Annotated in this window: 12 protein-coding genes; 8 read left to right on the top strand and 4 right to left on the bottom strand. The window is 32.3% G+C overall.

The genetic code is table 11. The features are described 5' to 3' along the window. Positions 1-92 precede the first annotated feature (92 nt). Positions 93-926, top strand: coding sequence for a hypothetical protein (locus tag CXF54_RS12420; RefSeq protein ID WP_101203800.1), 834 nt, complete (start codon positions 93-95; stop codon positions 924-926). Between the two features lie 63 nt (positions 927-989). After that, on the top strand, positions 990-1,649 hold the full coding sequence (locus tag CXF54_RS12415) for a TrmH family RNA methyltransferase (protein ID WP_101203799.1): 660 nt from the start codon (positions 990-992) through the stop codon (positions 1,647-1,649). A gap of 119 nt (positions 1,650-1,768) precedes the next feature. Here CXF54_RS12415 and CXF54_RS12410 read toward each other — a convergent pair whose 3' ends face one another. From CXF54_RS12410 to CXF54_RS12400, 3 genes are all read right to left on the bottom strand, one after another. Then, the gene (locus CXF54_RS12410) at positions 1,769-2,614 is read right to left on the bottom strand and encodes a carboxypeptidase-like regulatory domain-containing protein (protein WP_090842278.1); all 846 of its coding nucleotides are present in this window, start codon (positions 2,612-2,614) and stop codon (positions 1,769-1,771) included. A gap of 115 nt (positions 2,615-2,729) precedes the next feature. Continuing rightward, complete coding sequence (locus CXF54_RS12405) at positions 2,730-4,604, bottom strand: DEAD/DEAH box helicase (protein WP_101203798.1); 1,875 nt, start codon at positions 4,602-4,604, stop codon at positions 2,730-2,732. A 319-nt stretch (positions 4,605-4,923) separates the two neighbouring features. Next, positions 4,924-5,499 (bottom strand): non-canonical purine NTP diphosphatase, encoded by a 576-nt coding sequence (locus CXF54_RS12400; RefSeq protein ID WP_101203797.1) that lies wholly within the window; start codon positions 5,497-5,499, stop codon positions 4,924-4,926. Between the two features lie 75 nt (positions 5,500-5,574). Between CXF54_RS12400 and CXF54_RS12395 the strand changes: the two genes are divergently transcribed. After that, positions 5,575-5,754, top strand: a complete 180-nt coding sequence (locus CXF54_RS12395; RefSeq protein ID WP_101203796.1) for a hypothetical protein — start codon at positions 5,575-5,577, stop codon at positions 5,752-5,754. Between the two features lie 79 nt (positions 5,755-5,833). Beyond that, positions 5,834-7,996 carry a prolyl oligopeptidase family serine peptidase gene (locus CXF54_RS12390; protein ID WP_101203795.1) on the top strand — a complete coding sequence of 721 codons (2,163 nt, stop codon included), beginning with the start codon at positions 5,834-5,836 and terminating at the stop codon, positions 7,994-7,996. Between the two features lie 18 nt (positions 7,997-8,014). On the opposite strand, the gene rlmH is transcribed toward CXF54_RS12390, so the two are convergent. Continuing rightward, complete coding sequence (gene rlmH / locus CXF54_RS12385; RefSeq protein ID WP_101203794.1) at positions 8,015-8,488, bottom strand: 23S rRNA (pseudouridine(1915)-N(3))-methyltransferase RlmH; 474 nt, start codon at positions 8,486-8,488, stop codon at positions 8,015-8,017. Between the two features lie 113 nt (positions 8,489-8,601). On the opposite strand from rlmH, the gene nadC reads away from it, so the two are divergent. From nadC to priA, 4 genes are all read left to right on the top strand, one after another. Then, complete coding sequence (nadC, locus tag CXF54_RS12380) at positions 8,602-9,462, top strand: carboxylating nicotinate-nucleotide diphosphorylase (RefSeq protein ID WP_101203793.1); 861 nt, start codon at positions 8,602-8,604, stop codon at positions 9,460-9,462. A gap of 154 nt (positions 9,463-9,616) precedes the next feature. Continuing rightward, on the top strand, positions 9,617-10,546 hold the full coding sequence (locus tag CXF54_RS12375; RefSeq protein ID WP_101203792.1) for a YihY/virulence factor BrkB family protein: 930 nt from the start codon (positions 9,617-9,619) through the stop codon (positions 10,544-10,546). 2 nt (positions 10,547-10,548) lie between these two features. Next, the gene (locus CXF54_RS12370) at positions 10,549-10,968 is read left to right on the top strand and encodes a DUF2147 domain-containing protein (RefSeq protein ID WP_090842264.1); all 420 of its coding nucleotides are present in this window, start codon (positions 10,549-10,551) and stop codon (positions 10,966-10,968) included. A 23-nt stretch (positions 10,969-10,991) separates the two neighbouring features. Beyond that, a complete protein-coding gene (gene priA / locus CXF54_RS12365) occupies positions 10,992-13,448 on the top strand; it encodes a primosomal protein N' (protein WP_090842262.1) in 2,457 nt (818 codons plus the stop codon). Positions 13,449-13,540 lie beyond the last annotated feature (92 nt).

Here is a 13,540-nt window from a genome sequence, read left to right as displayed (position 1 = left end):
ACTTTTGATATTAGATTATAAACTTAAGATTAATTCCCTTTAATATCTTAATGCTTAGTAAAAAATAAGTCATTCATTTAAAAAATTAATCCATGAAATCCTTTCACTACCTTTTTATTATTCTTTCTATTACGTTATTTACTAATTGTTCGGACGATGATGCTTCAGAACAAATAATGTCTTTAGAATCCGAAATTTTTAATATTGCAACTGTAGGTTCTTCTGGAGTTTTTGGTACTATTGAATATTTTAAAAACTCTAATAGTACAATTACTATCGAAATTAATTTGGTTGGTATAGCTGTTAGTCAGTCTTATCCAGCTACAATATATTTTGATACTGCTGTAGAATTTGAGCAATCTACTACAATGGTTGCATTAAACCTGGAACCTGTTGATGGTAATACAGGAAAAAGTAGAACCACTTTTTCTACTTTAGAAAACGGGACAGCAATTACTTATGAAGAATTATTAAATTTTGATGGTAATGTTGTCATTAATCAAAGCGGTACCAGCACATCAGTTTTAGCGCAGTCAGATATTGGTCAAAATATTGTAACTACTAATAATATAAATTATGCTTTAAATGGGGTTGATGTTACTGATATTTCAGGAGTTATAAGTTTTTCAGAACGTGTTAACGGAGAGGCGCTAGCTGTAATTACATTAACTGGTAGTCCAGCAGGCGGTATGCATCCAGCACATATACATGTTGGTAGTGTCGCAACAGCACCTGGTTCTATTATGTTTAGCTTTACACCTGTTGATGGTACAATGGGTATTAGTAAATCTAATATCGCTAAATTGGACGATGGTACACCGTTTGGGTATACTGACATTTTAAATGTTAATGGCTACGTAAACGTACATTTAAGTAGTACTAATTTAGGCACTTTAATTGCACAGGGTAATATTGGTATAAACTAATTATAAATACAAATTTTTACAAAAGCCTGATGGTAATCCCATCAGGTTTTTTAATTTTAAAATATGGTAGATTTACAATTATTAGAACATTTAGAGACCTTTTTAACAGACCACCGATTGGAGCGTTTTAACAAAGTCCTTAGTCAGCGTACTAAACACTTTACTGTAGCTACAGAGGATGTCTATCAATTACATAATACCAGCGCTGTGATGCGTAGTTGTGATGTTTTTGGACTACAAGAGTTAAATATTGTAGAAGAAACTAATAGTAAAAGTATTGATAGAGAAATTGCAATGGGCGCACAAAAATGGGTCGATTTAAACAGGTACCATTCGGTTAAAGAGTGTATCACAGATTTAAAAGCTAAAGGGTATCAAATTGTGGCAACCACACCTCACACGGACGATTGTGATTTATATGATTTTGATGTGACTAAAAAGTCTTGCTTTTTCTTTGGACGAGAAACCGATGGTTTATCAGAAGAAGTTTTAAGACAAGCCGATAGTTTTTTAAAAATACCAATGGTTGGTTTTACTGAAAGCTTAAATATCTCTGTAAGTGCAGCAATAGTATTACAACATGCAACTTCTAAATTGAAAAAAACAGACATTGATTGGCAACTTACTGAAACTGAATTGTTGGAGAAAAGACTAGATTGGTGCAAGAAAACGATTAAAAGTTACGATGAGATTACTGCTCGTTTTTATAATGCAAACAAATAGAGTAGAGAAAGACTTATAACGCAATGCTATATTAAAAAGCTAGTAGTTAATTTAAGACATAAAAAAATCTCAAATTATAATAATTTGAGATTTTTAAATTTTATAGTATGTGTAAAAAGTTATATTCTTTTTTTACGACCTCTGTTTAATACTTTGTATTCTTCATAACATTCGCTAATAGCATCTAATATTTGAAGATCATTGGCAGTGCTTACAAATTCTAAAGAGTAGTTACATTGGCTAACAATCTCGTCTAAGTCAACTTTATTAACGCCTAATAATGCTATTAGTACTTCTCTATCAAATCGATTAGCTAATGTGTTTCGGATGTTATCATCTTCCTTCATTTGCTTCAATTTACGTAACTCTTTTCCTTTTTTGCTAAAGGTGTTATATAAAAAGTCTAACGGGTTAAATATCGATCCTAAAACCTTGGTAACAGCGCTAGGTTGTTTTTTACCAGCTTCATAACCATTAGATAGTCCTGAAATACTATATCTATAATTGTTGTTTATTTTAACTTGTTTGATGTCTACTTCTAAATAACCAGTTAATTGTAACCCCGTAACTACAACTTCTTCTAAAGCTAAAGCTAGTTCTGTTAATGTAATTGTAGATTTATCAATTCTGTCAACCCAGTCATTAGTTACTTTTACTTTAATAGATTTAAAACCTAAATAAGATAAGTGTAATGTGTCATTAGCTTTTGCACGTAACTCAAATTCTCCTTTGGCATTAGTTGCAGTACCTATAACTTGATTTAAGTTAACAATGTTTACATTTTCTAGGGGTTGCTTTGAGGTAGCATCAATGATAATACCTTTAACGGTAGAATCTGATTTTACAGCAGTAGAGTCGCTAACTTTTTTAGCGGTTGTGTTTTCTTTTGCTTTAACAGAGTTGTCTTGAGCAAACCCAAAAGTTATGCTTAAGCTAAAAAGTAATATAAAAAGGGAATACTTCATGTAGAATAGTTAGAATATAAAAATAACAAAGAAAACGCTAAAAATGACGTCTTCTTTGTTATTTGACTAAATATTAACAAAAAGGTTTAAGTTTTTGCTATTCTAAAACTATGTTTTAATCTTTACGTCTAGATCTAGTTGGTCTAGAGTGAGATGTTTTAAATTCAGATTTATCTCTGTCAGAACGACTTGATCTATCAGAACCACCTTCATTGCTTCTACGTCTGTCACTTCTGCTAGAACTGTCATCGCTTCTTCTTGAGCGTCTTTCTCCTCTTGGTTTATCATCACGACGTCTTCCGCCACCATTTCCACCTTCACGACGTCTTCCACCGCCACCACGGTTTCTATCACGACCACCACCACGACTTCCGCCTCTGTCTTCTGTAACTTCTACATTAACAAAACGTCCATTATCTTTGTAATCTGTAAAGAATGCTAAGACTTTTTCTTGGTGTTCTTTTTCTGTATTAAAGAAAGAGAATGTTTCTTTTACATCTACTTTAAAGACATCATCACGACCTAAATCTAAAACTTCTTTTAAGAAATCTTTTAATTTCATCCAATCATAACCATCTTTTTCTCCAACATTAATAAAGAAACGTGCTGCGCTTCCAGAAGATTGTGGTCTTCCTTCACGACCACCATCACGACCTGAGTCTCCACCTGCAACATTTAAGTTTTTAGATTTTTGATAGTAGTTAAAGAAACGTGTAAACTCTACAGAGAAGAATTTTTTGATAAGTTCTTCTTTTGAAGTGTCTTCAAATAAAGCGTTGATATCTCCTAAATACTTATCAATCTCATGATTGATTTCTGTGTTATGTATCTTATTTGCTAAAGACATTAATTGTACTTCGCAAATAGCCATTCCGTTAGGAATTTCTTTTAATTCAAATTTCTTGTTGATAATACGTTCGATACTTTTTAATCGACGTACTTCACTTTTAGAAACAATTACCATAGATACACCTGTTTTACCAGCACGACCTGTTCTACCAGAACGGTGTGTATATGTTTCTATCTCGTCACTTAATTGGTAGTTAATTACGTGAGTAATATCATCTACATCAATTCCACGTGCAGCAACATCTGTTGCAACAAGCATTTGGATTTGACGTGATCTAAATTGTTTCATTACAATATCACGTTGATTTTGAGATAAATCACCATGTAAAGCTCCTGCACTGTATCCGTCTTCAATTAAGTTTTCGGCTACTTTTTGTGTATCACGTTTTGTTCTACAAAATATAACTGAAAAGATATCAGGGTTTGCATCTGCTAAACGTTTTAAAGCTTGGTAACGGTCACGAGCGTTAACCATGTAATATTCGTGAGAAACGTTACTTGTACTTTCATTTTTATGACCCACAGTAATTTCTTGTGGATTAACCATAAACTTCTTAGCAATAGTTGAAACTTCTCTTGGCATTGTAGCAGAGAATAACCATGTGTTTTTGTCTTCAGGAGTACCAGATAAAATTTCTGTAATATCTTCCTTGAATCCCATGTTTAACATCTCATCAGCCTCATCTAAAACCGAATATTGGATTTTAGTAATGTCAACTAAGCGACGATTAATCATATCTTTCATACGACCAGGCGTAGCTACAATAATTTGTGCGCCACGTTTTACTTCTCTTGCTTGATCAGTAATACTTGACCCACCATATATAGCAACAACATTTAAACCTTTACAGTATTTACCGTAGGCTTTCATTTCGTTTGCTATCTGTAAACAAAGTTCACGTGTTGGAGATAATATTAAACCTTGAGTAGTACGACTATTTACGTCTATTTTCTGTAACATTGGAAAACCAAATGCTGCAGTTTTACCAGTTCCAGTTTGCGCTAACGCAACTAAATCTGTGTCTTCGTTTAATAAAATTGGGATTGCTTTTGCTTGTACTTCAGATGGTGTTTCAAAACCTAAATCTTCTATACCTTTTAATAGATCTTCGTTTAGACCTAATTCTTGGAATGTGCTCATTCTTTTATTTTATGTATTTCAATGTCAATCTGTTTGGTGTTACAAATAGAAGCGCATTGAATATACTTAACCTAAACTTCTAATAACACATCCTCTCTCTGAGGAATATATAAACCCTCATGGGTTTTTCAAGGTGCAAAGGTACGTTTTAATTCTGGATATTCAATCTTTAATAGATTATCCTTGTTAAGTACAGTAAATAAAAGGGGTGTGGTGTTTTTTGTGAAACCTAATCAAATAAAATGACGCTTTAAATTGGTCTAAAAAAGGTTGTTTTGCGCTAAAAGAGGTCTGTTTTTTAAATTACTGATTTAAAAGTTTAAAGTCTATTTAAAAAAGCAACTAATTGTTGTATAGCTTTACCGCGGTGCCCAATGCTATTTTTTAATTTTAAATCCATTTGTGCAAATGTGCTGTCATAACCATTGGGTTTAAAAATAGGATCGTAACCAAACCCTTTGTCTCCTTGTTTGGAACTAGTGATTTCGCCTTTACAAATACCTGTAAATGTGTCCAAGTTATTGTTTAAATGTAATGCAACAACCGTTTTAAATTGCGCGTTTCTATTATCTTTTTCTATTAGGTTTTCTAATAATAAGGACATGTTATCATTGTCATTACGCTGTGGACCTGCGTATCTGGCACTAAAAACGCCAGGTGCCCCGTTTAAAGCTTCAACTTCTAAACCGGTATCGTCCGCAAAGCAATCAAAGCCATAATGTAGTTTTATGTACTCTGCTTTTTGTACTGCATTGCCTTTAATATTTGGTTGGGTTTCTGGTACATCTTCAAAGCATCCAATATCTTTTAAGCTTAACAACTTAATATGTGACGGTATTAAGTTTTGGACTTCTTTGACTTTATTTTGGTTGTTTGTAGCGAAAACGAGTTGCATAATGGGCTTTTTGTTGCAAATTAATAATAACTACTAATTTTTGTAACAAAATTTAAGTTTTTGTGTCTAATAAGCATGAAAAAATTAATCTTAATAAACGCAATTGTTTGGGCCACTATTGTTATAGTAGGCGCATACCTTTTTAAGGGAGATGAAAACTGGAAATACTTTTTCGGTTTAATACTAGTCGCTTTTTCTATAGTTAATGGTTTAATGGCCAATCTTATTAAAAAAGATAAGAAGTCGTGTTGTTAGTAGGTAATATAAATCCTACTTTTTTCTTTATTTTTTAACAATTGATGTACTTTAGCTCCAAATTTCAAAAAAACTTTTAATGCTTAGATTTATTATTATCACTTTTATTATTAGTGCATCTACTTTTGCAAATGCTCAAAAAAAACAAGATTACCCATTAACGCCAAAAGATGCTACAGTTGATGTTTATTTTGATGAAAAAATAGAGGATCCTTATCAATGGATGGAGAATTCTGAAGATATTAGGATGTCAGATTGGTTGGATGAGCAAACTAAAATCACTGATAAAATAAAAAAGCGATACACAAAATGGTGGATGCTTAGAAGTCAGATAGCAACCATGTATCATGGTGTGCGTACTAAAGAAATTTCCTCTTACAAAGAAAAAGAAGATAGCTTAAAAAGTAAGTATGAATTTGATTTAAAGAATTTCAATTCAAGCAGAGCAGCTGATTTAGTGTATAGAGTAAGAGGTCAGAAAAACTACAGGAAGTTAGTAAGGATTAAAGATTTTATGCTGGATAAAGACGATAATGTTATAATTACTAATCGTTATTTGAATGAAGAAGATAATTTAATAGCTATCGAAATGTCCCATAATGGAGGCGATTGGAGAGAGGTGTATTTCTTTAATTTACTAACAGGGGATCTGTTTGAAAGTAAATTATCTAATTTAAGAGCTAGTAGTAATGTAATATGGCAAGGTAGAGATGTTATTTATGATTCTTATGATGAAGCAGAAGCCGGAAGAGAACTTTTAGATAAGGCTAAGGGACAAAAGTTATATTATCATAAATTGGAAGATAATCAAAGTCAGGATAAATTATTGTATCAAAATGGAGACACATCAGGGACCAATAGGTTTTCTTATTTTAAGCTGAATGAAAAGTTGTTTTTCAAACATTATTATACGGTAAGAGGTACTATTTACAGAGCACTATCTGTGGCTAACATAAATCCAGAATCGTTTTATTTAACTAACTTTTTATTATATCCAAATACACCAGGTCTTTATGTTAGTGTGGAGGAACTGTTTGGTAATACGGCTATTTTAAATACAAATTGGGAGGCTACTAATGGTAGAGTTTTATCTGCGGATATTACTGAGTTAAATAAAGTGTCAGAGTTAATAGGAGAGTATGATATTTTATTAACTAACGTAAATAAATTAGGTAAAGATAAATTGGCATGTATTTATACTGATAAAGGAAAAAATATAGCTTTAATATTTAATATGTCGGGCGAGTTATTGCGAAAGATTGATTTTCCAGAAGGAAAGCAATTAAACTATTTTTATGAAAATGAAGATAACGCAACGCATACCGATTTTTGTGTGTCATCCTTTTTTCATCCTAAAATATGGTATCAATTAAATTTGTCAGACTTAACATTTAAGCCAACGCAAGTGTTGTCTGTACCATATAAAGTAGAAACTTTAGAGACAAGATACATTAATTACAAGTCCAAAGATGGTACGGAAATACCAATGTATATCTCATGTTTAAAGGATACTAAATTAGATGGGAGTAACCCAACGTTGTTGAGAGGTTATGGAGGCTATGGAACAACTATTGTTCCTAGTTTTGACGAATCTTTAACCTTATGGTTATTGCATGGAGGTATTATTGCGGTGCCTAATATTAGAGGTGGTGGTGCAAAAGGAAGTGATTGGGGATTAGCAGGGCGTGGATTAAATAAGCAGGTTGCAATTGATGATTTTATTGCTGCTGCAGAATATCTTATATCTGAAAAATACACTAATAAAAATAAATTAGCCATTAATGGTGGGTCGCACGGAGGATTATTAGTTGGGGCAGCTTACACGCAAAGACCAGAATTATTTAAAGCAGCCATTGCTGATGCAGGTGCTTTTGATATGTTGCGATTTTCAAAATTTACAGTTGGTTCTGTAAATACTAATTTAAACGAGTTTGGGTCTGTTGACAACAAAGAAGATTATTTAAACCTAAAATCATATTCGCCATTACACAATATTAAAGAAAACGTAAGTTATCCAAACCTCATGTTAATTACAGGTAAGGAGGATGATAGGGTTCCACCATTACATTCTTATAAGTTTTTAGCAACACTTCAAGAAAAAGGAAGCGACAAGTCGCTTTACAGCTTGTTACTTATTGATGGAGCTGGGCATGGAGGCGCATTAAACAATCAAGATTTTGAAAAATTAATCTTATATAAATATGCTTTCCTTTTTGATCAATTAGACGTTAAAATTGACTAACAACTGTGTCTTTTTCTATCACCTATGGTGATAAGGTTCATTCCTTAAAATTGTAAAACCACGGTATAATTGCTCAATAACAAATAAACGCACCATTTGATGGGAAAATGTCATTTTAGACAATGATATTTTTCCTTGTGCTTTTGCATATACTTCAGGGCTAAAACCATAAGGTCCTCCAATTACAAAAACAATTTGCTTAGCTCCAGAGTTCATGTGTTTTTGTAAATAGTTAGAAAAACCAACGCTATCAAATTGTTTACCGTTTTCGTCAAGTAAAATTAAGACATCAGTCGGCTTTAGCTTTCCTAAAATAAGGTCACCTTCTTTCTGTTTTTGTTGGTCTTCGCTTAAATTTTTTACTTTTTTTAAATCTGGAATAATTTCCAAATCAAAACCTATATAAAAACCTAAACGTTTTGTGTAGTCGTCAATTAGCTGTTGTAATTGCTTATTATCGGTTTTGCCAATGGCTAGAAGTTTTATAGTCATGTGCAAATTTACAATTTATGAGATAAGATGCGTTAATTTTTTAGTTTGAAAAATGATAAATCAAAATAGTAAATCAAAAATGTATTGTTATTTTTACATCAAATAAGAAACACATGATAAGTCAAGCGCAATTTGATAAAGAAATAGAATTAATTATAACTAACGCTATTAGAGAAGATGTTGGAGATGGTGATCATAGTTCATTATCTTGTATTCCTGCATCAGCGCAAGGTAAAGCTAAGTTGTTGGTTAAAGACGAAGGGATTATAGCAGGGGTAGAATTTGCTAAGCAGGTATTTAGCTATGTAGATGCAGACATGAAGGTCGAAACCCTTATTGAAGATGGGAGCAGAGTTAAATATGGTGATATTGTGTTTTATGTTACTGGTGCATCACAATCTATTTTAAAAGCGGAACGATTAGTGTTGAATGCTATGCAACGTATGAGTGCTATTGCAACAAAAACAAGACAGTTTGTAGACTTATTAGAAGGTACAGGAACAAAAGTTTTAGACACACGTAAAACAACACCAGGTATTAGAGCTATTGAAAAATGGGCAGTTAAAATTGGTGGCGGAGAAAACCATAGGTTTGCTTTATACGATATGATTATGCTTAAGGATAACCATATAGATTTTGCTGGTGGAATTACTAAAGCTATTCAAAAAACAAAACAATATTTAAAAGACACTAGTCGTGATTTAAAAATTATTGTAGAAGCTAGAGATTTAAACGAAATCAAAGAGATTTTAAAAACCGAAGGTGTTTACAGAATACTAATAGATAATTTTAATTACGAAGACACTAAAACAGCTGTAAAACTAATTGGTGATCAATGTTTGACGGAAAGTTCTGGTGGAATTAACGAAAAAACAATCAGAGACTATGCTTTATGTGGTGTTGATTTTATTTCGTCAGGTGCATTAACGCATTCTGTTTATAATATGGATTTAAGCTTAAAAGCGGTAGATTAATTTAATAGTTTAACTATTTAAAAGGTTAATAATTAACCAATAGATGTCTTTAATAACGTCTTAAAACTATCATTTTTAACACCGTAATAGCTAAGCATTTACACGAAAAGTGTTTTTGATAAAAAGTAAAAGCAAATCAAACAATTAAAATTAAATGTCTCAAGCCATAGAGGAGAAGCTTAACAAAATACCGGTGGTTAACATTTTGGTTAAACTATTGGGTAAAATAAAACTACCTGGCTTAGTGGGATTATCTATGTATGATTTAATTGAATTGTACATTATTGGCATCGTAAAAGGGGCATTAACAGCACGAGCAAGTGCAATAGCTTATAGCTTTTTTATGGCATTATTTCCGTTTTTGCTATTCGTGATTATTGTCATTCCATATATCCCAATAGACGATTTTCAAACAGATTTTTTGGTCTTTTTAGAATCTATTTTACCACCAACAACATCAGATTTTTTTTCCGATAATATATTTAATAATATAGGAGGTAATCAAAACGGAAGCTTATTATCCTCTGTGTTTTTGTTATCTATTTTTTTAATGGCAAACGGTATTAATGCCTTGTTTTCTGGCTTTGAAAACTCATATCATGACCAATTAACACGTAATGTGTTTAAACAATATTTATATGCGCTAGGTATCGCTTTAATTTTATCCTCTTTACTAATTGTGACCGTTGCAGTTTTAGGATATTTTAATATATATGTCATCGATAATTTAACAGATCGTGGTTATATTGCCAAGCGTCAAGTTAGTATTTGGAGTACATTAGCACAATATGGCTTTTTTGTAGTTATGGTGTATATGGCAACCGCAGTGTTATATTATTTTGGAACAGCAGAAGGAAAGTCGTCTAGGTTTTTCTCCATTGGTGCACTGTTTACCACAATACTAATTTTAGTGACTTCCTTTTTATTTGGGATTTACATCGAAAATTTTGCACAGTACAATGAGCTGTATGGCTCGATTGGTGCATTATTAATTTTATTATTTTATTTATGGCTTAACGCAAATATCCTATTATTGGGATTTGAGTTAAACATGTCTTTAAAACAACTTAAAAAAAGTTTTTAATTATGAAAAAGTGTAGTATCGTTTTATTAGTTCTATTATTTAGTTTATCAGCTCAAGCACAAGATGTTTTTGGTCAATGGAAAACTATTGATGACGAAACAGGTGAAGCAAAATCAATTGTAGAAGTCTATGAAAAAGACGGAAAAGTATATGGTAAAATCATTGAAATTTTTAATAAAGACAGACGTGATTTACCATGTGTAAAATGTGAAGGAGACGATTATAATCAACCAATTTTAGGTTTGGATATAATTAAGGATATGACTAAAGATGGTAAGTACTATAAAAACGGGACAGTTGTAGACCCTCAAAGTGGTAAAGTTTACGACTTAAGATTAGCAGTTACAGAAGACGATACACTTCAAGTTAGAGGTTATATTGGTTTTTTCTACTCTACTCAATACTGGGAACGTATAAAATAATTACCAATTAAAAAGGCCAATATATTTTGCATTATATAGATGTTATATTACCCATTCCTCTAGAAAACCGTTTTACATATAGTATAACGGAGGCAGAGAGTGGGTTTTTAAGTATCGGAATGCGTGTGTCTATCCCTTTTGGGAAATCAAAAATATACACAGGAATTGTCGCGTCAATCCATCAAGTAAAGCCTTTAATTTATGAGGCAAAGCAAATCCATCAAATTCTTGACGAAACACCAATAGTTACAGAAATGCAATTGCAATTATGGCAATGGATTGCTAAATACTATATGTGTACAGAAGGCGAGGTTATGCGTGCGGCATTACCAAATGCTTTTTTGCTTGAAAGCGAAACCATTATAAGTAAGAATAATGCTATTGAATTAAATGAAACAGATTTAAAAGACGACGAGTATCTTATTTACGAAGCATTACAACGCCAATCATCACTTAAGATTCAGGATATTGCCAACATTTTGGATAAAAAAAATGTGCTTCCTGTAGTAAAACGGTTAGTAGAAAAAGAAGCTATTATTTTAAATGAAGAAATTTACGATAAGTATAAGCCAAAATATGTTAGATATGTTAAGCTAACAGAAGACTATACTACTCCAGAATCTTTAAATCAATTATTAGAAGCATTAAGTAGTAGAGCAAAAAAACAGCGGGATGTTGTTATGACGTTATTTTCTATTTCTGCAAAGACTAAAAAGCCAGTTAAAGTTTCGGATTTAGTGGCAGAAAGTAAAACAACTTCTGCAACAGTAAAAGCGTTAGTTGATAAAGGTATTTTAGAAGATTATCATATCCAAACAGATCGTGTGGTTTATGATGGAGAAGAGAATGAAGCTTCAAAAGCTTTAAACGAATTTCAAACGGAAGCTTTACAGCAAATTAAGACTAGTTTTAAAACTCAAAACGTCGTGCTTTTACATGGTATTACGTCTTCCGGTAAAACGGAAGTATATGTAAAGCTAATCGAGGAAGTTATCGCAAAAGGACAACAGGTCTTGTATTTATTGCCTGAGATTGCATTGACAACACAGTTGGTTACTAGACTGCAAAACTATTTTGGAGAACAAGTAGCGGTGTTTCATAGCAAGTATTCTGCTCATGAGCGTGTTGAGGTATATAATCAAGTATTAAATAATTCAGCGAAAGCGAAAATAGTTTTAGGCGCTAGATCATCTATATTTTTACCTTTTAAAGATTTGGGATTAATTATAGTGGATGAGGAGCATGAATCTTCTTTTAAGCAATTTGATCCTGCACCACGTTACCACGCGCGTGATGTGTCTGTCGTTTTAGCATCGCTTTTTAAAGCAAAAACACTTTTAGGAAGTGCTACTCCAAGTATTGAGAGCTATTTTAATGCGCAGGAAAATAAATATGGTTTAGTCGAAATTAATAGACGTTATAATAATGTTCAGTTACCAGATATCGAGTTAGTAGATATTAAAGACAAGCAGAAGCGTAAAAAAATGAAAGGGCATTTTTCCGATAGATTAATCGAAGAAATGACTGAAGCAATTGCCGATGGACATCAAATTATACTGTTTCAGAATAGAAGAGGGTATTCGCCAATTGTAGAATGTAATACTTGTGGACATTCGCCGCAATGTCCTAATTGTGACGTTAGTTTAACGTATCATCAATTTCGTAAACAGTTGCGTTGTCATTATTGTGGTTATAACAGTGCGATGTTAATTAAATGTATGGCATGTGGGACGCCAGGACTAGACTCTAAAGGTTTTGGAACGGAACAGATTGAAAGCGAGGTTAGACTGCTATTTCCAACCCTTAAAGTAGGGCGTATGGATTTAGACACGACAAGAGGTAAGTTTGGTTACGAAAAAATTATAACTGCTTTTGAGCAGCAAGAGATTGATGTGTTAGTCGGTACACAAATGTTAACTAAAGGATTAGATTTTAGAAACGTTAAGTTAGTTGGTATAATGAATGCCGATAACATGTTAAACTTTCCGGATTTTAGAGCGCATGAAAGAAGTTTTCAGTTAATGTTACAGGTGTCTGGTAGGGCAGGACGTACCAATAAGCAAGGGAAAGTACTAATTCAGACTTATAATCCATATCATAAAATATTGCAGCAAGTCTCAATAAATGATTATGCCGGGATGTTTAAGGAGCAGCTAGAAGAGCGTTATAATTATAAATACCCACCATATTATAGATTAATAAAAATTACACTAAAACATCGCGATTATAATAAAGTAGATATGGCAGCAGATTGGTTAGCAAAGTCGCTAACACAATTGTTTAAACATAATGTTTTAGGACCTGAGTTTCCGCCAATATCTAGAATTCGTAATCAATACCATAAAAACATTCTAATTAAAGTACCGCAAGGTCAGCCATTAGGTAAAACAAAAGAAGCTATTAAAAAAGTAAATACTAGTTTTGCTGCTATTGGAGGTTTTAAAGGAGTACGAGTTATTATTAATGTCGATAATTATTAGAGACGTGCTACTAGTTGTAGTACTTTATAAATTTTACATCAAAGTTATTGGACATAAAAAATCCCACTTAAAAAAAGCAGGATTTAATTATA

Origin of the sequence: Olleya sp. 1-3 (genome assembly GCF_002836085.1) — a bacterium.
GTDB classification, from domain to species: Bacteria; Bacteroidota; Bacteroidia; order Flavobacteriales; family Flavobacteriaceae; genus Olleya; species Olleya namhaensis.
This window is presented reverse-complemented; position numbering and strand designations above follow the sequence as displayed.

Excerpts from the sequence above, each read along its gene's own strand:
- CXF54_RS12420 (WP_101203800.1), top strand. The coding sequence starts at position 93 with ATGAAATCCTTTCACTACCTTTTTATTATTCTTTCTATTACGTTATTT.
- CXF54_RS12415 (WP_101203799.1), top strand. The coding sequence starts at position 990 with ATGGTAGATTTACAATTATTAGAACATTTAGAGACCTTTTTAACAGAC.
- CXF54_RS12410 (WP_090842278.1), bottom strand. The coding sequence starts at position 2,614 with ATGAAGTATTCCCTTTTTATATTACTTTTTAGCTTAAGCATAACTTTT.
- CXF54_RS12405 (WP_101203798.1), bottom strand. The coding sequence starts at position 4,604 with ATGAGCACATTCCAAGAATTAGGTCTAAACGAAGATCTATTAAAAGGT.
- CXF54_RS12400 (WP_101203797.1), bottom strand. The coding sequence starts at position 5,499 with ATGCAACTCGTTTTCGCTACAAACAACCAAAATAAAGTCAAAGAAGTC.
- CXF54_RS12395 (WP_101203796.1), top strand. The coding sequence starts at position 5,575 with ATGAAAAAATTAATCTTAATAAACGCAATTGTTTGGGCCACTATTGTT.
- CXF54_RS12390 (WP_101203795.1), top strand. The coding sequence starts at position 5,834 with ATGCTTAGATTTATTATTATCACTTTTATTATTAGTGCATCTACTTTT.
- rlmH (WP_101203794.1), bottom strand. The coding sequence starts at position 8,488 with ATGACTATAAAACTTCTAGCCATTGGCAAAACCGATAATAAGCAATTA.
- nadC (WP_101203793.1), top strand. The coding sequence starts at position 8,602 with ATGATAAGTCAAGCGCAATTTGATAAAGAAATAGAATTAATTATAACT.
- CXF54_RS12375 (WP_101203792.1), top strand. The coding sequence starts at position 9,617 with ATGTCTCAAGCCATAGAGGAGAAGCTTAACAAAATACCGGTGGTTAAC.
- CXF54_RS12370 (WP_090842264.1), top strand. The coding sequence starts at position 10,549 with ATGAAAAAGTGTAGTATCGTTTTATTAGTTCTATTATTTAGTTTATCA.